Annotated in this window: 15 protein-coding genes and 1 pseudogene; 8 read left to right on the forward strand and 8 right to left on the reverse strand. The window is 22.1% G+C overall.

From position 1 onward, the window contains the following. From ACTTBO_RS00005 to ACTTBO_RS00040, 8 genes and pseudogenes are all read left to right on the forward strand, one after another. Positions 1-638, forward strand: a pseudogene (locus ACTTBO_RS00005) (amino acid oxidase); the annotation flags it as partial. Between the two features lie 6 nt (positions 639-644). Next, entirely contained in the window at positions 645-1,589 is a 945-nt protein-coding gene (locus ACTTBO_RS00010; RefSeq protein ID WP_440655571.1) for a sugar nucleotide-binding protein, read from the forward strand. Next, positions 1,586-2,407 (forward strand): sugar phosphate isomerase/epimerase family protein, encoded by an 822-nt coding sequence (locus tag ACTTBO_RS00015; RefSeq protein WP_440655573.1) that lies wholly within the window; start codon positions 1,586-1,588, stop codon positions 2,405-2,407. The genes ACTTBO_RS00010 and ACTTBO_RS00015 overlap by 4 nt, the downstream gene beginning before the upstream one ends. A gap of 3 nt (positions 2,408-2,410) precedes the next feature. After that, positions 2,411-3,373 carry a hypothetical protein gene (locus ACTTBO_RS00020; protein WP_440655575.1) on the forward strand — a complete coding sequence of 321 codons (963 nt, stop codon included), beginning with the start codon at positions 2,411-2,413 and terminating at the stop codon, positions 3,371-3,373. Further along, positions 3,373-5,649, forward strand: coding sequence for an outer membrane protein assembly factor BamB family protein (locus ACTTBO_RS00025; RefSeq protein ID WP_440655576.1), 2,277 nt, complete (start codon positions 3,373-3,375; stop codon positions 5,647-5,649). Before ACTTBO_RS00020 ends, ACTTBO_RS00025 begins: the two co-directional genes overlap by 1 nt. 9 nt (positions 5,650-5,658) lie before the next feature. Further along, on the forward strand, positions 5,659-6,336 hold the full coding sequence (locus ACTTBO_RS00030) for a VTC domain-containing protein (RefSeq protein WP_440655578.1): 678 nt from the start codon (positions 5,659-5,661) through the stop codon (positions 6,334-6,336). A gap of 28 nt (positions 6,337-6,364) precedes the next feature. Then, the gene (locus ACTTBO_RS00035) at positions 6,365-7,066 is read left to right on the forward strand and encodes a DUF4956 domain-containing protein (RefSeq protein ID WP_440655579.1); all 702 of its coding nucleotides are present in this window, start codon (positions 6,365-6,367) and stop codon (positions 7,064-7,066) included. Between the two features lie 11 nt (positions 7,067-7,077). Then, positions 7,078-9,618 (forward strand): hypothetical protein, encoded by a 2,541-nt coding sequence (locus ACTTBO_RS00040; RefSeq protein ID WP_440655580.1) that lies wholly within the window; start codon positions 7,078-7,080, stop codon positions 9,616-9,618. A gap of 941 nt (positions 9,619-10,559) precedes the next feature. Here ACTTBO_RS00040 and ACTTBO_RS00045 read toward each other — a convergent pair. Genes ACTTBO_RS00045 through ACTTBO_RS00080 form a run of 8 tightly spaced genes read right to left on the reverse strand, consistent with a single transcriptional unit; the run spans position 10,560 to position 21,332 of the window. Next, positions 10,560-12,170, reverse strand: a complete 1,611-nt coding sequence (locus tag ACTTBO_RS00045; protein ID WP_440655581.1) for a hypothetical protein — start codon at positions 12,168-12,170, stop codon at positions 10,560-10,562. Between the two features lie 37 nt (positions 12,171-12,207). Next, positions 12,208-13,224: a sulfotransferase domain-containing protein gene (locus tag ACTTBO_RS00050; protein WP_440655583.1), complete on the reverse strand. Its 1,017-nt coding sequence runs from the start codon at positions 13,222-13,224 to the stop codon at positions 12,208-12,210. Continuing rightward, positions 13,221-14,972: an ATP-binding cassette domain-containing protein gene (locus ACTTBO_RS00055; protein ID WP_440655585.1), complete on the reverse strand. Its 1,752-nt coding sequence runs from the start codon at positions 14,970-14,972 to the stop codon at positions 13,221-13,223. The genes ACTTBO_RS00050 and ACTTBO_RS00055 overlap by 4 nt, the downstream gene beginning before the upstream one ends. After that, entirely contained in the window at positions 14,973-16,502 is a 1,530-nt protein-coding gene (locus ACTTBO_RS00060; protein ID WP_440655586.1) for a hypothetical protein, read from the reverse strand. Positions 16,503-16,516: 14 nt separating this feature from the next. After that, positions 16,517-17,539 carry a class I SAM-dependent methyltransferase gene (locus tag ACTTBO_RS00065; protein WP_440655587.1) on the reverse strand — a complete coding sequence of 341 codons (1,023 nt, stop codon included), beginning with the start codon at positions 17,537-17,539 and terminating at the stop codon, positions 16,517-16,519. After that, positions 17,532-19,382, reverse strand: coding sequence for an asparagine synthase (glutamine-hydrolyzing) (gene asnB / locus ACTTBO_RS00070; RefSeq protein WP_440655588.1), 1,851 nt, complete (start codon positions 19,380-19,382; stop codon positions 17,532-17,534). The genes ACTTBO_RS00065 and asnB overlap by 8 nt, the downstream gene beginning before the upstream one ends. Positions 19,383-19,389: 7 nt before the next feature. Beyond that, positions 19,390-20,115, reverse strand: a complete 726-nt coding sequence (locus ACTTBO_RS00075) for an N-acetylneuraminate synthase family protein (RefSeq protein ID WP_440655589.1) — start codon at positions 20,113-20,115, stop codon at positions 19,390-19,392. Further along, positions 20,106-21,332, reverse strand: a complete 1,227-nt coding sequence (locus ACTTBO_RS00080; RefSeq protein WP_440655590.1) for a glycosyltransferase — start codon at positions 21,330-21,332, stop codon at positions 20,106-20,108. Before ACTTBO_RS00080 ends, ACTTBO_RS00075 begins: the two co-directional genes overlap by 10 nt.

A 21,332-nucleotide genomic window follows, 5' to 3' on the forward strand; every position in this document is an offset into this window, starting at 1 on the left:
TAAAAAAAATTATTCTAAAAAAAATTGCTAATGAAAAAAAAATAAATCTTTTTTTAAATTCAACTTTTAATAAAAAAAGATCAATAAAGTATGAAAAAATAATTGTATGTTGTTATTCTAGAAATAATGAAATTTTGAAATCTTTAGGTATAAAAAATAAAACAATATCAAAAAAAAAATATGAATTAATAGAAAAAATTGTTGTCAGCCTACCTAAAATTTTTAGAAATTTAAGTTTAGTTATTATGGATGGAAATTTTTTAAATTTTGATCCATTTGTTGGTACTAAATATCATTTACTTAGTGCTGTAAAACAATCCAAAATAGAGAAAATTAGTAGTAAATATCCATATTTTAAAAATAATAAAAAAAAGCTTCTTAAAAAAAAATTTTCTATAGAATTACGAAAATCTAACTTCAAAGAATTTGTTAAATTCTCAAAAAAATTTGTCCCATTAATAAATGAAGCTAAATATATAAAATCATTTTATACAATAAGATGCTTACAAAATTCAAAAAATGATCATGAAAGAAGAAATGAGTTAACTTTTATTGATAATAAGATTATTACTGTTCAGTCAGGTAAATGGAATACATGTGTAAGTTTAGCTTACAAATTAAGAAATATTTTAAGATAAGATTCAATGTATATAAAAAAATGCTTAATTGGATACTCAGGAACAATTGGGTCTGCTCTTACTAAACAAACAAAATTTTTTCATAAATTTAATTCAAAAAATATTTCTAATATTAAAAATAATAAATATGATTTGGTAATTTGTTGTGCTGCTAGAGGCTCAATGATCAAAGCTAATAAAAATGCAAAAGAAGACCTTCAAAATATTAAAAAACTTCTGCATGATATTAAAAATATTAAAGCTAAAAATTTTTTTTTAATTTCAACAATTCAGGTTTTTAAAAATATAAATAATAAAAATTATGAAACTAGTAATAAATATAATAATAAAATTCCATATGGTAAAAATAGATTATATTTGGAAAAAGTTTGTAAAAAAAAATTTGATAATTTTTTTGTTATAAGACTTCCTTCTATATTTGATAAACATATTAAAAAAAACTTTTTATATGATTTAAAAAATCCAGTACCTAATTTTTATGATAAAAAAAAATTCAAAAAACTATTAAATAATACAAAAAAAAATTATTTAACTAAACTAATTAATAAAGCTTATAGCAAGAAAGATATTTTTTATATTTTAAATAAAAAAAAACTTAATAACTATGAATTAAATATTCTTAAAAAACACTTATCTAATTTAAATCTGCATGCCGCATCTTTAACTAATAAAAACTCACTGTTTCAGTATTATTTTTTAGGTAATCTATGGAAAGATATTAATTTAATGTTAAAAAATAATGTAAAAGTTTTAAATGCTTCATGTTACCCACTTAAAGCAAATTTTATACATAAATTGTTCACAGGAAGACCTATGAAAAATAATCAAAGCAAAATTTATAATGCACAAATGCGAAGTGTCCATGCGAATCTATGGGGTGATAAAAGAAAAGATTTCTTATACAAAAAAGAGGAAATTGTTTCAAATATTAAAAAAATATTTAAACTATGAAGTTAACAATTTCTAACATCGCATGGAAAGTTGAAGAAAGAAAAATAATATATCCATTCCTTATATCAAAAAAAATAGAAGGCCTAGAGATAGCCCCAAAACTATTCCTTCATAATCATGATAACTACTTAAAACCAAAAAAAAAAAAATTAATAAATAATTTGAATGAAATAAAAAATTTTAAATACAAAATAATTTCTATGCAATCACTATTCTATAACACAGAAGGATGTTTTTTATTTGGAGATAATAATCAACAAGAAAAATTTATTATTCATTTTAAAAAAATTATTTTTTTAGCAAATAAGTTGAAAATACCTAATTTGGTATTTGGATCTCCAAAAAATAAAAATATTCCTAAAACTATGAAAAAAAAAGATGCTAATTTAATTGCAATTAAAGTTTTTAGACTATTATCAAAAGAAGCTAAGAAATATGATATCACTATAAGCTTGGAATCAAATCCTAAAATTTATGGATCAAACTTTTTGAATAATATAAATGAGACATATAAGTTAGTTAAATTAATTAATCGAAAAAATATTAAATTAATTTTAGATACAGGAGAAATTTTAGTAAATAAAAATCATAATAAAATTAATAGAATAATAAAACAAACTATTAAAGAAATTAATCATGTACATCTAAGTGAACCTTATTTAAAAAAAATTAAAAATAAATTATTTTTTAAGAAAGTAATTTCTCAACTAAAAAAATATAATTACAAAAAATGGATTTCTATTGAAATGAGAGGAAAAAATATAAATAATTTTAATAATATTAAACAATCAATAAGTGAAATTAAAAAAATAATATAAATAATGAATTTAAAACTTTTATCACATAGTAACATTGGCGTATGCATTCTTGCTTACAAAAGATTAGATAAACTAAAAATGTGTATTAAGTCCTTAAGAAAACACATAAATAAAAATGAAAAAATTTTTATTTTTCAAGATTATTACGATTTAAGGGCTAATAATTTAACAAAAAAGCAAGTAGATAATGTTAGAAATTTTTTAGTCAAATTAAATAAAAAAAAAAACTATGAAATATTTTTAAGATCAAAAAGATTGGGAATGACACTAAATTGGTTTTTAGCTTATGAAGAAATGTTTAAAAAGTTTGCAAAAGTAATATGCTTAGAAGACGATATTATTGTGAACAAAAATTACATTAAATTTACAAAATTCTATTTAAATTATTTTGAATTTAATAAAAATATTATGAATATTACTGGTTTTTCAACAAAAATAGAATTGCCTAAAAATTATTGTTTTGATTGTTACATAACAAAAAGATCAATGTCTTGGGGACAAGCATCTTGGAGGAGGGTTTGGAAAAAATTTAGATCAACTTATCAAAATAAAAATCATCTATCAATTTTAAGAAATAAAAAAAATAAATTGAAACTACTTGAAGGTGGCGAAGATCTCTTGACAACAATGACTTTGGATTATCTTAAATTTGTAGATTCAATACAAGTATGGTGGATATGGAACATTATCAAAAATAAAGGTTTGTGCATTAATCCAACAAATCCTTTATCAAAAAACATTGGTTACGATGAAAGTGGGACCCATTCTAAAGTTGGAGAGAATTTTCCCTTAAACACTTTTAATAAAAAATATTCAAAAAAAATGAAAAAAATTTACTATTCTGATGAAATTAATAATAATTTTTATAAGAAATTTAAAATAAAAAAAAAAACTTTATTTTTATTTAATTATTTACCAATAAATTTAATAAAAATTTTATACCAAATTAGAAGAATTATTAGGTGATGAAAAAATATCTTTTTTTTATTATTTTAGTTTTTTTTTTAATAAATTTTAATTCAAAAGTTTGTAATTTAAATAATTTTTATCACTCAAGTTTAGACTTCGGTTTTGTAGATACTTTTTCATTCTGTAAAAAGAAAATGATCAGTAATTATAAAAAATCAATAAAAAAAATTATAATCAAAACCCCATTTGAAATGCAATTCAGAGAGAAATTTACAAACAAAAACAATTACCAATATGTAAATTTAAAAGATTTTAATAAATATCAATTACATGAGGATAAAAATAAGAAAATTTTATTCAGAAATTTAAAAAACAAAAAAAATAATTTGAAAGAAAAAAAAAACTTAATAAATGACTCTGAATTTTGGAATCGTTCTCATGGTGGTAATTTAAATCATAAATTTTCTAATTCAAATTCTATAAATATTGAAAATATAAAAAACATAAAACTTAAATGGAAATACAAAAGTAATAATAAACACTTAACTAGCATACAAAATAATCCAATATATTTTGATAATTCAATATATCTTTTATCAGGAGATAAAACTATTTTATCTTTAAATTCTTCAAATGGAAATGTTAATTGGAAACTCAGAACTGTATTTGAGCTTAATACCCGTGGAATAACAATAGATGTGAAAGAAAAACAATTATATCTACCTTTAAATAAACGTGTCTATAAAATTGATATTAAAAATGGAAAAATTAACAAAAAATTTGGAAATAATGGTTATGTAGAAATTAATACAATTGTTGCTCCAATTATTAAAACAAATGAAATATGTTTTGCAACAGTTGCACCAGCTAAAATTATTTGTGTAAATAAAACAAATGGTATGGTTAATTTCAAAATAAATGTACACCCTAAAGATAAAAATTTTAAAAAAGGTGGGGCAATTTGGGGTGGAATTGCTTATGACAAAAAACTAAATAATATTTATGTGGTAACTGGTAATCCACGACCTGCCCTTGTGGGTATTGGTAGGAAAGGAAATAATAATAATTCAAATAGCATTGTGGGAATTAATTTAGATTCAAAAAAAATTATTTGGAGTTTTCAGGATATTAAGCACGATTTATGGGATTATGACTTAGCAGCACCACCAATATTGACAGATATTAAAATTAGTGAGACTGAAATTTTTGAAAGTGTAATAGTTGGTTCAAAAACTGGAACTATTTACATTTTGGATCGAAATAATGGAAACCCATATTTTAATCTAGTAAATAAAAAATCACCTCCATCAAAAATCCTAGGTGAGCAAACTGCTTCTTATCAAATAAGACAAGAAAAATTAAACAACCTAATTAATTTAGATCTTGATATTAATAGTTTTAATGAAAGTACAATTGAAACATATAATCAGAAATTTAATACAAACTATTTTGATATGGGTGAATTTGTACCTCCAAAACTTGGAGGCGAGACAATTATAATGGGACTTCATGGTGGAATAACCTGGCCAGGAATGTCATTAAATCCAAAAAACCAATTGCTTTTTGTACCTGTTAATAAAATTCCATATTCTCTTAAAGTAGAGTTAAAAACACACTCAACTCTGATTCCAAATAGTGATGATTTAAATTTATATTTAAATAAATGTTCTTCATGTCATGGGAAATATAGAAATGGTAATTTTGAGTTTAAATCATCTTTTTTTAATAAAAAAAACAGCGAAATGGACTCAGATAATAATTATATACCGAGTTTAATAGGGCATAGCTTTTTTAATAAAAATTTTGCAAATTTTTTGAATAAAAATTATGTAGAAAAATTACATAAGAATTTAAGTATAAATGAAAATGAAATAAATAGATTAAAAAAATTATTTTATAGTTGGGATGAATTGATATTAAAAGAATCAGAAATGTATTTTAAATATAATTGGAAACAATTTATTAACAAGGATAATAAATTTGCAACTAAGCCACCATGGGGAGAAGTGGTAGGAATAGATTTAGTTTCTGGTAAAAAACTTTGGAAAAGAGCCATTGGAAGTTCTATTGGAACTCCTATATACGGTGGTCTTGCAAGTAATCTTGGAGAAATACTAGTCGTGACTGGAACAAGTGATAATAAAGTATATTTTTTAAATCAAAATAATGGAGAAATTTTACATGAATTAGAATTAGAAGGCCCTGGTACAGCTCCACCGATTATTTACAGCAACAAACATAGCTCTAATATACTAATTATTAGTAGTGGAATGCATTATCCAAATTTTGATAAAAATTCTCAAACAATTATTTATAATTTTAGTCTACAGTAGCTTTATAAAATGCGTTTTGAAAGAAAATTTATAATCCCCTACTCTAAAAAAAATCTACTTGATTATTTTTTAAAAAATCATCCTCTAAACATTAAAACATTATTTGATAGTAGGATAATTAATAATATATATTTTGATAATATTAATTTTAAATTTTTTAAAGATAATATTGATGGAATTTCAGATAGGATTAAAATAAGGGCTCGATGGTATGGTCAAACTTTTGGGAGAATTAAAAACCCAAAACTTGAATTCAAAATAAAACAAAATACCTTAGGAGAAAAAAAATTCTATGAGATGGATGATTTTTTTTTTGATGAAAAAAATGGAATTGATGAAAAAAATTTAATCAAAAAAATTAGATCAAAAAATATAAAAGATTATATTAACGTAAACTTTATTAGGCCAAAAATATTAAATGTTTATAATCGAAAGTATTTTATTACAAATGATCAGTATTTTAGAATTACTTTAGATAGTTTTCCTCGTTATTATGATTTAGAGAAAAAGAAAAACTATTTAAGATCAGTCAATCATTTTGAAAAATATCATATATTAGAGGTTAAATATAACAAGGAATATGATAAATATTTCCAATTTTTCATAAAATATTTACCTTTAAGATTGGATAAAAATTCAAAGTATGTTTTTGGAGTCAATAAAATTTTAGAAAATAAAATAATATAATTATTCAATACTAATGTTATAAACAATTATGGAAGATAAAAGTCTAGATATTAACTTAAATTCAATAGTTAAATCAGTTTCAATACCAGATGTTTCAATTATCGAATTTGCAATAAACTTAATTATTGCTTTGTTCCTTGCGTATATAATTAAAATTTTTTACGAAAATTATGCCAAATCTCTTTCAAACAGAAAAATATTTTCAAATTTATTAATCTATATAGCATTAACAACTACGGTCATTATTACAATTGTTAAGTCTTCGCTCGCTCTATCTTTAGGTTTAGTTGGTGCACTATCTATAGTCAGATTTAGAACTGCAATTAAAGACCCTGAAGAATTATCATATCTTTTTATTTCAATTGCCATTGGTCTTGGTTTGGGGGCTAATCAAAGATTGGTAACAACCTTAGGAGTAATTTTAATTTTAATAGTTGTTTATTTTTTAAGAGTAAAAGATAATAAAATTAAAACTGGATCATTATTTTTAATTTTAAGTACAGAAAATGATAAAGAAAAGTTGGAAATTAGTAAAATCATAAATATTTTAGATAAATTTTCAGAATTTATAGAAGTAAAAAAAATTGAACAAACAAGTAATCGACAAGAACTATCTTTTAATATCATAATAAAAGATGCAAAAGATATTGATAAAATTACAAAAGAATTAAATAATTATCATAAAGATTTAGAAATAAACATAATTGATTCTTATTCTATATTTAATTAGAAATCCAGCTCATGATAATTAAGGATTTTAAACCCAAAATAATTAAAATCAATTTTGATAAAAAAAAATTTTTGTTGTTATTTATTTTAATATTTTTGCTAAGTACCTTTAGTTTATATTTGCTTTACACAGGTGCAAAACTACAAAAAAATCAGACAGCTGCTCATTTCAAAGAACTTATATCAGATCTTAAAAGAGAAAAATTTTCATTTTTAGAAAACTATTTTAAATCTTTAATTTTTAAACCAGATAATATTTATCTGGATATAAATTTTAAAAATATCCTTAAATTAGAAAGTGTAAGAAATAATGCATTAAAAAGAGGATACATATCTCAAGAAGATCAAATGATTAATGTAAATGCTAAGTTAAAAAAAGATAAAGAAAATTTCAATGTTGATGTCAGCCCGACAGGTTTTTTACTTGATATGATTGGAGATAAGAAAAAACGTGCATATAAAATTAAAGTTAAAAAAAATGAAACACTTTATTCTATGTCAGAATTTAAGCTTCTCCCGCCAAAATCAAGATTTTATTTAACTGAATTAATTGGTCAAACCATGTCAAAAACAGAGGGGCTAATAAATATAAATTATTTTTTTGTAAATTTATTTTTAAATGGAGAAAACCTTGGAACATATGCTGTAGAGGAACATTTAACTAAAGAATTGATTGAAAGAAATAACAAAAGAAATGGTATTATTTTTTCTTATAATCAAGACAATGGAAAAATTAAAATTTTTAATAAAAATAAATATTTAAAAAATGGAGAATTTAATAAAAAACAAATAAATTATATTAATTATATATGGAATAATTCAATACAAGATCCAAAGAAATTAATAAAACATATTAATATAGATAAATTTGCAAAATATTTTGCAGTGATTGATTTAATGGACGGATTTCATGCTTTAGAAAATAATTCATTATTTTATTTAGATCCAATTTCTTTAGAAATCGAGCCTATAATAAGGGAATTCAACTCATATAGATATGTTGATGGTCCGCCAAGTTATGATTGGATTTCAATAGAACAATTTTCTCAGAATGAAAATAACTTTTCATTCTACAAAAAATTTTATTCAACACTTTTTCACAATAAAAAATTTTTAAATGCATATATTAAGAACTTAGATCGATTAAGTGAAAAAACTTATTTGGATAATTTTTTTAAAAATAATAAAAAATTATTTAATAAACAACTATCATTCATACACAAATCTTATCCAGGATATAATTTTCCAAAAGAATATATGTATCTTAAGCAAAACCATATCCAAAAACACTTATCAGAAAAAAAAATATTATTAAGTAGATTTAACGATATTAAAAATGAAATAGAAATAGAAAATTATTCAAAATATCCATTAAAAATTATTAAATTAATTAATGCAGAGGAGAATTTTTTAAAAGAGTTTAAAAACTATATTATATATCCTGGTCAAATTAATAAAATTAATTTAGAAAATGAAAGAAAAAAAAATTTCCTAAATCTAAATTTTGAAATTTTTTTTAAAATTAATAATTCACAAAATGCAGATATTAGCTCAACACCTGTAATAAAAGATTTAAATATAATAAATTTAAACAATTATTTTTACAACGATGAGAATTTAGAGAAATATTTTTATTTAGATAACAAAAATATGACAATAGTTCCTAGAAAGAAAAAAACAGTTATAAATGAAAATATTTTTTTACCAAAAAACTATAAATTTAAATTATTAGAAGGTTACCATCTTGATTTAGTTAATGGCTCTACTTTTATTTCAAAATCAAACTTTATATTAAATGGAAAGAAGGATAAGAGAATTTTAATCTCCTCTTCTGACAATTCTAGTCCAGGTATTTTAATTCTTGATACGGTTGATGAAAATATATTAAATTTTGTAACATTTGAAAATTTTAATAATATTTCAAAAAAAAACAGGAAAACTCTGGGTGCTATAAATGTTTATAATTCAAAAATAATTTTAGATAATTGTATATTTGAAAATAACAAAAGTGAAGATAGTTTAAATATTGTTAATTCTGACTTTAAAATATTTAACACGATATTTAAAAATTCATCAAGTGATTCATTGGATTTAGATTTTTCAGATGGCGTAATGGAAAATGTTTCTTTTATAAACTCCAAAAATGATGCTATTGATATGTCTGGTGGTAATGTAAAAATGCAAAATATTTATATTACTGGGGCTGGAGATAAAGCGATAAGTTCGGGTGAAAAAAATATATTAACAGGAAATGATATTGTAATAACTAAAAATGCTATTGGTATTGCATCAAAAGATTTATCAAATATTAAACTCACAAGAATTATGCTTGAAAACAATAAACTTGCTATTTCAGCATATCAAAAAAAGAAAGCTTATGGACCCTCTAAAATATATCTTTACGAACATAAACTAACCAAAAACAATAAAGATTTTCTAATTGAGGAAAAATCAAAATTATTTTTTGACGATAATGAAGTAGAGATACAAAAATATAAAAATGTTGAGCTCTTGATGTATGGAAATTTATATGGAGCAAAGACTATTAAATAATTTAAAAAAGAACTACTTCAAAAATTAATTCATTGTCCTGATTTTGAAAAATTAACAGATTGTCGTTTACACCACCACCCATACCTGTACCTATAAATAATATATTTTCCCTCTTATTACAAAAAAACTCTTGATTATTTGGATATGCTCCTAAGTCACCTGAAATTAAGTAAAAGTTATTTTTAAAGTTTTGTAAAAATGGATAAATTTCAGTCCAAAAATTATTTTTTTTATAACCATAATAGCTATTAGGTTTAATGATCGTATTGTATTTCTCAAAAAAAATAGTTGGATGGAAAATTAAAAAAATATTTTTTACATTTTTTTGATATTCAATAATTTGTTTTTTTAAAAAAATAAGTTGTTTATTTTTAATTGACCAATTATTTAAATAAGGATTTAAGATAATAAATAAATTTTTATTATTTTGATAAGAATAATATGTATTACCAAAATATTTTTCAAAAAGTTTTTTTTTATTATCTTGATCAAACTCATGATTGCCTGGTACGTAGAATTTATCAAAATTTAAATTGGAAATTTTATTCTTAAATTGATCAATGTTTTCTTCATTAAAATTTTTAATAAAGTCACCAACAAAAAAACCTTTAGTTATTTTATTTTTATTTGAATTAAGCCAAGAATAAAATTTAGGATATATTATTTCTTCTTGATTATAAATACTACCATAGGTGTGTCCAGCTATAAAAAAAAAATCTCTTTTAAAATTTATTTTTTTTTTTAAATTTTTATTAAGTCTACAATTTTGTACAACTTTTTTTATATCGGGTTCAAATATATTATTAATCCCATTATAATATAACTTCTTAAAACTATAAATTAGATTTTCTTTGTTTTTAAATATTAAAATAGTAGAAAATAAAAAAATTAAAAAAAAAAATTAGTATACATATTTACTTTTAAAAATTTTAATAATTCTTTCATAAATTATCTTCATCATTATATATAATTTCTTCATTTTTTATGATTTTATCAGCAATTTTTTCTAATGCTAAATCTTCCTTATTGTTTAAACTTTTAAATAAATTATTTTTAATACCAATACTTGGGTATTTATTTTTTCTTTCATAAAGAGATTTAATTTGAATAGTTTTTCTGAAAAAAAAATGATAAGCGTATTTTTTTGCTCTTTCTAATTTTGATCCTTTAATTTTTTCATTAAGCGGTAGATTGTCTAAAACTTTTTTGTATTCTTCTTCCGAAGATACATCTATAGCAATTTTTTTATTCTTGATAGGCCCATTACCACAAACAATTACAGGCATACCAGTGGCTGTTAATTCAACACCCATTTTAGTACAATATGTAATCACTGAGTTGCAGCATTCAAAAAGTTTATAAGTACTTATCGGATTATCAGGAGGTACTACTAAGATATTATCTGGCAGATTTTTAAATTTTTTTTTAATTTCTAAGTCCATTCTTTGTCTTGATGGCTTATCCTTAAGAACTTCTGCTGGATGAATCCTAATTACTAAATTCAGATCTTTTCTTTTTAGAAAATATTTTATTGTATAATCAACCCATTCAACACTATCAAAAAAACTATCTTCATAATAAACTATTGCATCCCATATTAAATTTGTTGCAAGTCCAATAATAGGTTTAGATGTATCAAAATTGTTTAACTCAAAGAATTTTGAGATTTCATAATTTGGCTTTTGGATAAAAATTTTTCTATCTTGATTACCTTCCCATCTTGATTTCAAATAATCATCAATTCGAGTTTGAATTACTTGATTCATATCTATATTTTCCCAATTTGAATTTGGCTCTAAAAAAGCTGCGTTGTGAAAAGTTTGATTTTTTGAAAAAAAATAACTAAATTTTTTATATGCAAATTCCCATGTGGTGGTAAAAATACCTTTGTTCCCAGCTATTTCTGTTAATATACCTTGTGGCACATAAAGACCACTATTTATTAAAATATGATCATACTTCTCAGTGTTTAAAAAATTTTCAAAAACTATTTTTGAAATGATTGAGGCTTTTAAATATTTTATTAAAATCTTTTTTGAATTCTTTTCAACATCTAAATCCCCAACACCATAATATCTTAATGTTGCGCTATAAGCATGCTGACCAACTTTTATACTATCAATTTCATAATTAATTATATCTTTAAACGAGTAATCGTCGAAATTCATTAGATTGATTGATCTGATTTGATCTTTGTCAATGTATTTTGAAAATTTGTGTGTTTTAAATCCCATACTATCAATATTTTTCTTTGCTCTGCTAAAACATGTTGCACAAAGATTTGAGATCTTTCCATTAAGCATTTTTTTTTCATCACACGTTTCAATCATAGATACAACACATGCGGGCAAAATTTCATCACATAAAATAAATTCAATACTACATCCCTTAGACTTTAAGGCGTTAGCAAATAAAGTCTCGGAGACCAATTGATTTAATAAACCTCCAGAGGAAGTTGCTATTAAAATTTTTTTATCTAATTTGGGTATAGAATTAAAATTACTTTTAATTTTTTTCCAATTTGGAAGAGAATTACCCTGTATATTTTTCAATATTGGTACAAAAAATTTTCTTAAAAAATATAGCATTTTATAAAGTTTTGAATTTAGTTATTTCTTTATTCAGTTCTTTTTTTAAAATTTTCTTTAAATATACCAAATCCTTATTTTTAATTTTATAATTTGAAATTCTATTTGTATTTTTTGAACCGGAATAAATTAGTCTTTTAAAATTTTTTTTTTTGTTTATTGATATAGATTTTCTTAAAAGTTTTTTTTCATATTTTAAATTATAAAAATGAAAAAGATTGATTAATGATCTTTCGGGATTAATTAGCAAATTCTCAAATTTTATCACATAAGATTTAGCTTTTATCGAAAGTAAATATTTAAAAAATAATTTGTAGTCTTCTATAGATCTTTTCAATAATTTATCCAGTTTACTTCTATCATATTTTTCTTTTTTATTTTTTAAATATGTTTCAAAGTTTAAAGTATGCTTTATATAAGATATGCAAGCATCAATTGGATTTCTTATTAAGAATGCCTGATTTCTTTTGCTTCTTTCTGGTATTAAATCATCTTTGGAAATAGGATAATGTGATATATAAAAGTTATCATAATCGTAATTATCTTTTTTTATCCAATAATTTCTAAATTCATTCAAATCCAAACATTGATGTACTAATTTAAATATATTCATCGGTATTAGATTTTTTTCATGAAATACATTATAGAAAAATTTATCTTTTGACTTATCATATTTTGGAATTCCGTCACCATTATTAAATTTTAATTCGTAATAGGAAGACAAAATATTTCTTAAAAAAGTTGTACCAGATCTAGGAAAAGTATTGATAAATTTTATTTTTTTGAAATTATACTCTGTCTTAAATAATATTTTATATTTTATTTTAAAATCAATAAAAAATTTTTCAAATATTATTAATAAAAAAATTAATCTTGTATAAATACTTGATATTCCAGACTTGGCAAAATAGTTTGGGTAAAAGTTTATTCCTGAAATTTTCTTTAAATATCTTAATTTTAATCTAATGTCTGTTGTTCTGTACTTAAATATAAAATTCTTGAATATATTTTTTTTCATTTATTTTTTATCAATATTAATTTCTTTTCTTTTAATTCATATATCTCATCACAATGTCTTAAAACTTCCTGGTCATGAGAAATAAATATACATGCTTGTATTCTATTTTTTATTGCTTCTAATATTGAATTTTGTGTTTTTTTATCTAGTGCATTTGTTGCTTCGTCTAAAATAATTATTTTTGGTTGATTATATGCTGCTCTAGCTATTGAAACTCTCTGTTTCTGTCCACCTGAAAGCATAATACCTCTTTCGCCAACAAATGTATCCGTATTACCTTTTCTTGTTTTTAAAAATGTATCTACAGAACTTAGGGTTAGAGATTTAATAAAATTACTTTCATTAAAATCTTTATCTAAAATAATATTTTGCTTTAAAGTTCCATCTAATAAATATGGTATCTGCTGACAATAACTTACAATGGATCTAAAACTTTTTAGATTTATTTTTTTTAAAGGCAGATCATCAATTAGTATTTCTCCAGAAGAAGGTTTTAATAGTCCAACTAATAAATCAGCCAAGGTACTTTTGCCCGAGCCACTTGGACCAAAAATACCTATATGTGAATTTCCTTTAATACTAAAATTAACATTTTCCAATATAAATTGACTATTGTTTTCGTATTTAAAACTAACATTTTTAAATTTTATTTCCTTAAAATCATTTATTTCTCTCAATTCATTAAAATTATTATTTGATAATAATTCATGTAAATGAGTATTTTTATTTTTTACAAATAATTCTTCATAAATAATATCAACCGAGGGTGAATTAAATGAATACTGCTGTAAAGAAATTATTATTCTGGAAAATATAGGTATAAGTTTCAATGCAGCAGCACTATATACGCCAAATAAAATTAATATTTCGCTCATTTCATAAAGAAGCTTGTTAGAAATAAAAATAAAAAATATAAAAATTGTTACTGCAATAACATCAATAATTTGTCTTGGTAATCCATGCAATATAGCAAAATTTCTTTGGATTTCAGTATAATCTTTTAAATTTATTGAAAAACGTTCTATAAAAAATTTTTCCAAGCTTAATATTTTTATCTCCTTTATTCCAGATAAACTTTCGACAATGTTTTGGATATTTATTTTTTCAAGTAAAGCTCTTTTTTTCCCAATAAATATTAATTTTTTTCTAACGATAAATAAATATAAGAACGATAGCACTAGTATAAATAAAAATATAATTAAAGTAACCTCAAAATTATAAAAGAATAAGAAAATTGAAAAAAAAATTAAAATTAAAATATCTAAAGTCAAACTAAATATTCTCATGACAACGTTAAAAATAAATCCTTTTGTTTCATCTCTTAAATTTCTAATAAGAGTCGACAAATTATTTTTCACATGAAATAGATAATTATTATAGATATATTTAGAGATCAGTTTCTTTGATATTTTAAAATACGTGCTTAGGATAAATTTGTTTTGTACAAAAAGTACAAGTATTGAAAATAAAAATTTAAATATATACGCAAAAAACAAAATTATTAATAGTAATGAAATAAATTCTTTTTGATCAGATATTTGAAAATAATTATTAAATGAAGTATCAAGAAATATTTTAAAAAAGTCATCTTGAAAAAATGACGTCATTATGGGCAAAATAAGACCAAGAGAAAAAGTTTCTAAAAGTGTGTGAAATAGCATCATCAAAAAAATAATTATAAGTTTTCCTTTTGATATGAATTTTAATATTTCAAATGTTTTTAAAAATCTTCTTTTATTTGTTTTCATTTAATCAATTAAATTTTGCAATATTAAAATATGTTTTTTTTTCAAATTTTTTAATATTAATTTATTCCTTAAATATTCAGAAAAAAAATTATTACTTTCGTTATATTTCTGAATTTTGCTTGGTATCTTTCTTGAAAAAAAATTTTTTACCTTCCAGTCTCTAGAAGCATCAAAATTATACATATAGTTAAATTCTAAAAGATCATTTTTTTTATATTTTAACTTAAGTTTATCTGCATTAAGTATTTTATCTCTTAGCATTTTCTTATTTATTGCTGGTCTTCCAAATTCATAACTAATATGAAAATTGTCTGAAGCAGCTACTGATGGAATATTCATATATGTAAATTCGCCTATTGCTGATCCTCTCCAGGTAAACATAGAACAAAATTTATATTTTTTAAAAGAATAATTAGATACTTCCCTATTTAAAATTTTTAAAAAAGGATATTTTTTTTTCAATTTTTTTAAAATTTCTTCATTACCAACTTTACCATCAGGATGGGGCTTAATGTACCAATCAAAATCTGTTTTCTGGGCATAACTGAGCACAAAATCCAACCATTCATAGCAATCAATAAACAATGAATATCTGAAGAAATTTACAGAGTCAAAAAAACATGATGGTAAAATAATTATTTTTGGTTTACTTGAATTAAATTTATATATGTTTTTTGTTTCATATGGGGTAACTTTTCCCCACATAGTTTTAGCTTCCCTTTTTCCTTTAAAAACTCTTTGATGTAAATTTTTTTCTGATATTTCAAATATTTTTTTTTTGTTTTTAAGCTTAGTAAAATCTTTTCTAAATAACCAATAGCTTTCACATTGCTGTAAATATTTATTAATTTTTAAAAGTCTCAATTTATTTAATAAACCATCATTATTTCCTGGAAAAAGAATATAAATTTTACAATTAAATCTTTTTGCTACAGAGGCTAAAATTCCATATCTTATAAAAATAGTATGTGAGATTATCATTTTTTTAAATTTATTTTTTTCAAAAAAATTTGTTAAATGATCTACATAATTTATAGCTTCACTAATAAAATATACTATTTTTTCATCTTTCAAAATTACTGTTGGTTGATTTAATTCTCTACAATATGATTGATATATAAATTTTCCAATATTATGGTTTTTATAAGTTAAATTATTAAGATGATTTTTATTTTTAATTTTTTTGTAAATTTTTTTAGCTAAATTTATATTATCATTTTTTTTTTCTGCATATAAATTTACGTAATTAAAATTAAATTTTTTAAAGTTTTTCAAAAACATAAAATAAGAAATTTTGAACAAAAAATTTTTATATTTATTGTCAAGTTGACTATAGTAAAAAAAAGTAACTTTATATTTATATGATATAAGTATTGCTATTATAAAATTAATTACAATCATCATGCTACTATGAAGTTGAAACTCAATTAGTATCTCCTTTTTGTCTCTGTGATTAATTTTTATATTTTGAATCAAATTTTTGAAATTTAAAAAATTAAGGGCAACTACATTTTTAATAATTTTATACATTTTTGAATTTACTTTTATTTTGAAATAACCAGATGTATATCACTCGAGCTTTTTGAGTTATCTATTTGATTTTGATAATTATCCATAGGTTTTAACATAATATTATCTAAATAATTTATAAAAACTTTATTTTTGATATTCTTTTTATTTGTTAAATTTAAGATTGTGTTTCTGTACAAGTCATAAGCGTCGCTACCAAACCACCATTCTCCCTTAATTTTAAGTTTTGTTTTTTTTAAATAATAATTTAGTGATTTCTTTGTAAATAAATGAAAATGTCCTCCACCGATAGTTCTTGGATTTAGATGTTTAAATAATAAATCAATAATTACACCATACCCAAACAAAGGAACTGCTACCAATAGGAATTTCGCTTTTGATTCTTTAAACAAATTAATTACACTATAAGGATCTTCTAGGTGTTCAATTACATGGATTAAAGATATGCAATTTATTTTATTTTGATTAATTTTTTCTATAATTTCTGAATTTGTTTTTCTAAATAATATTTTTTTTTTAACTTTTAAAGGTGCTAGTTCAATTAAATTTTTATCAATTTCTGCTCCTATACAATTTACATTTTCTTTATCGCAAGCGCTTATAAAATGACCTGCACCGCATCCAAAATCCAATATATTTGGTTTTTTTATAATTTTTTTCAGAAAATCTAATTTAGGTTTATAAATTTCTTTTGCCCTTTTATTATATTTTTTTGAATAATTATTATAGTAAATGCTACTTTTTTTAATATTTGACTTATATATTTGATTGAGTTTTTTATTATTTAATTTTCTTGAGCCATTAAGATGATGACATTTTGTACAAAAAAAATAATTAATTTTATGAAATTCAAAATCTTTATTTTTACTTAATTTACTACCACATATAATACAATTATAATTTTTTTGACCTTTGTTATATAAGGTGACGAATTTTTTTCTTTTATTCAGCTCATTAATATTTTGCTTTTTATTTATTATATTTATTTCAGATATTATTTTTGAACTTTTGGAGTAAAAAATTTTTTTTTTAAACATCTTTTGCAAAACTATTTTTAAATATAGCAAATGATAATATTTGAAACAAATGAAAACTTGATTGTTCTTTGTTTTTACAAAAATCTTCAAAACTTTTTATACAATTCTTATGATTAAAATAATCTAATTTTTTAAAGTCTGTAGAATTAAAAATATCTAAAGCAAATGATTTTAATTCTTTTCTAAGCCATTTGCTTTGTGGATCTGTTATTGTATTTTTTGTTTGTCTAAATTTAATATTTGAAGTTGTTAATTCTTTCAAAGATTTTTTGAATATATATCTTGTCTCGTAATTTTGATTTATTTTATCCTCATTATCTAAGTTAAAAATATATTCAAATAATTTATGATCTAAAAAAGGTACTCTAGATTCTATACCATATGTCATAGACATTCTATCTTGATATTTTAAAACTCTTGGTAATTTTATATGCTTGATATCAAAAAATTGAGAGTTTTTTAAATTATTCAATTTTTTATTATATTTAAAAAAAAATAAATCTTCTGTTAAATAATTATCTAAATAATCTTGATTAAAATTATTAGTATTAACAAAAGGGGTTCCATCGGATGTTGTGCCATGTTGAAAACTTAGAGAAATTAATAAATTAATCATTTTTTTTATTTGTTTTACTTTAGAACTAGTTTTTGTATAAGAAAATTTTTCTAATTCATTCATAAACTTTTTACTTAAAATTTTTGGATGTTTGTCTCTAATTAAATGAGGAACATTATAATCATAACCCCCCAACATTTCATCTCCACCATCACCTGTTATTGCTACTTTATAACCATCTAGGCTCATTTTTTTGTATAGTAAAAATTGTCCAAGAATTCTCAATGAAGTGAATGGAGATTCAAGAACAGAGGTCAATTTTTCAAAATTTAAGATAAAGTCATTGTGTGTTACTCTCACCTCCTTATTGCTAATGTCTATATAATTAGAAATCTGGCTTATACTATCAATCTCATTTTTTTTTTGTGCAAAACTGTATGTATAAGTATTCAATCTACTTCCTTTGTACTTATTCATTAGAAAAGCCAAGCTAGTACTATCTGTGCCTGTACTCATTGATAAAACAACATCTCTATCTGAAATTAGATGTTTTTTAATCGAGTTAGTGATTAAAAATTTAACTTTTTCCACACGATCAGAAAATTTTTTTTCTAATTTAACTTTAGTATTTTCGATAGACCAATACTTACTGATTGTGATTTTATGGTTGATAATATCAGCTATACATCCAGGTTCTAGTGATTTTATATTTTTAAAAAATGTTTTATCAGAATGATCTAAGCTACTAAAAAAAAAATAATCAACAATTGATTTGTCTTCTAATCTTGTGTCTTTAATATACTTTAAAATTGGTTTAATTTCTGAGGAAATGAGAATAAAATTTTTATGATCGTAAAAATATAGTGGTTTTATTCCAAATCGATCTCTACAAATTAGGCCCTTTTTAGTTTTTTCATCATAAAAAAAAAAACTAAACATACCTTCAAGATATTTGGGGGTATCTTTACCTTTTTTAATTAAAAGATTTAATAAAACTTCAGTATCACTTTTTGATTTAAGATTAAAATTGAATTTACTAGCTAATTCTTTAAAGTTATATATTTCTCCGTTAAAAACTAGGACATACCTGTTATTATAGACCATAGGCTGCATCCCTTTTTTGGAAAGATCTTGAATACTTAATCTAAAAAATTTTGATAATAGATTTTTTGATCTATAGAACTTACTATCATCTGGTCCTCTATTTTTTATTAAACTTGATGAAACTTCAAATCTTTTTGGGTCAACAAAATTTTTTTTTTTAATTAATGAAAAAAAACCACACATCTAAATTTTACTTAGATCGAATTAAAGTAATATCATCTACCATTTTTCTTAATTTTAAAAGATCATCATAATCCATAGACCCTAAGTGCCCTTTTTGTGTTTCAACATTTTGGGCTTTATTTGTCGAAAAATGTTTTTCAATAATTTTTGCACCTCTTGAAGCTGCATATACTGCAGCAGAAATACCGTAGGTATGATCACTAAATCCATCAAAGAAGCTATTATCAAAATCTGGCATATTTATTAAACCTAATTCAGTTGGATATTTTGATACACAATAAAGATATTGAATATTTTTTGCATTGAAAGGTAATTTATTTTTTTCATAATCAAACATACCAAGTGAAATTATAGTATCTTTATTTAATTTAATTATTTCCTTGCAAAGCTTTACATCTTCTGTGACAGTTCTACTTGCGATTTTTAATGTTTGCATATTTATTTTTTCACACCAATTTAGTTGATCATGACCAAAAATTGATGCACTTAGTTCTATTTTGTAGTTATCACAAGTTTCTTTTATTTGAATTAATTCATCCTCTTTAATCTCTAAAAAGTCTCTATCATTATTATCAAATAATTCTTTTGAGTTGTATAATTGTACTTTTACACAATCGGCACCTCCAAGTTTACACATCATTATCATTCTCTCTAGTTCATTCATTGAACCAAAAAATTGAGGATGAACCTCTGCTATTATTTTGACTTTTCTTTGTTTGTTGTTTATTTCCATGTTTTTAAAAGTTTAATTACATCATTTTTTGTGTGAATATCAGCAATAGCTGTTTTAATAAAACCATTATATACACTCAATCCATTATAAAAAACCATTTCTTTTTTCATTACTCTAATAGCTCCATTAGAGACATTGTTCTCATCAACCGACATTACTTCTGATAAGTCATATTTTAACAAATGGTAAATTGCATTATCAATATCATCTCCTGTCATGTTAGGAGAATTAGCTTGTAAACTTAAAACTATTGATGGTTTATTTTTTAGTCTCGAATAAGAATCTCTAATTACATCAATTTTAGGTGTAAGACTATCTGCTAAGTTTTTTGGTCTTTTAATAACTTTTACTTTATTTTTTTTACTTATTTTTAAAATATTTTTATTTTCTGACGATACATATATATCGTTAATAAAGTATGAATTTTTTGCTGCATTTAAAACCCATTCGATCATAGGTTTACCTTTAACCTTGTAAACATTTTTATTTTTTAATCTCTTTGATCCACCTCTAGCAGGAATAATTGCTACTATATTATTTAAAATTTTTTTATTTTTTAAATTCAAATTTTTAATTTTCATTTTATGTATTTTTTCTTTAAAAGTTTTTTTATATTCGTTAGTTTCAGTTTTATTTGATCCATGAATTCTATATCTGTAAAGAGGTAAATTAATATTTTTAATTGTATAATTTTCACCAATTCTTGTTCTAAGCTCCTCCTCTTCTCTATGTCTAAATTTCGGGTTATAAAAATTATATTTTGACAAAATATATTTGTTATACATTACTCCACATGAAATTGGTTTAATATAGCTTGATACATATTTTATTTTTTGCTCTTTTTCAGAAACTAAAAAATAATCACATGCTGACCCTAAATTTTTTGGGTTCATGACAAGAGATTGATAAAGTATTCTTACAAATTCTTTATTTATATAATCATCGGCGTCAACTCTTACGACATATTTACCTTTTGAACTCTTAAATCCAATATTTGAGGATTTAGCAACACCTAGATTTTTTTTATTAGAAATAATTCTAAAATTTTCAAAATTTAAAAATTTTCTTGCTTCAGATATTGAATTATCAGTTGAAGCATCATCTATGAATATTACCTCATAATTTTCTGATGGAAAATTTTGAAATAAACAACTTCTAACACATCTATGAATAAATTTTGAATAATTGTGATTTGTAATAATTATAGAAACTAACAT

Source organism: Candidatus Pelagibacter sp. HIMB1509 (genome assembly GCF_052047855.1).
Classification (GTDB): Bacteria; Pseudomonadota; Alphaproteobacteria; order Pelagibacterales; family Pelagibacteraceae; genus Pelagibacter.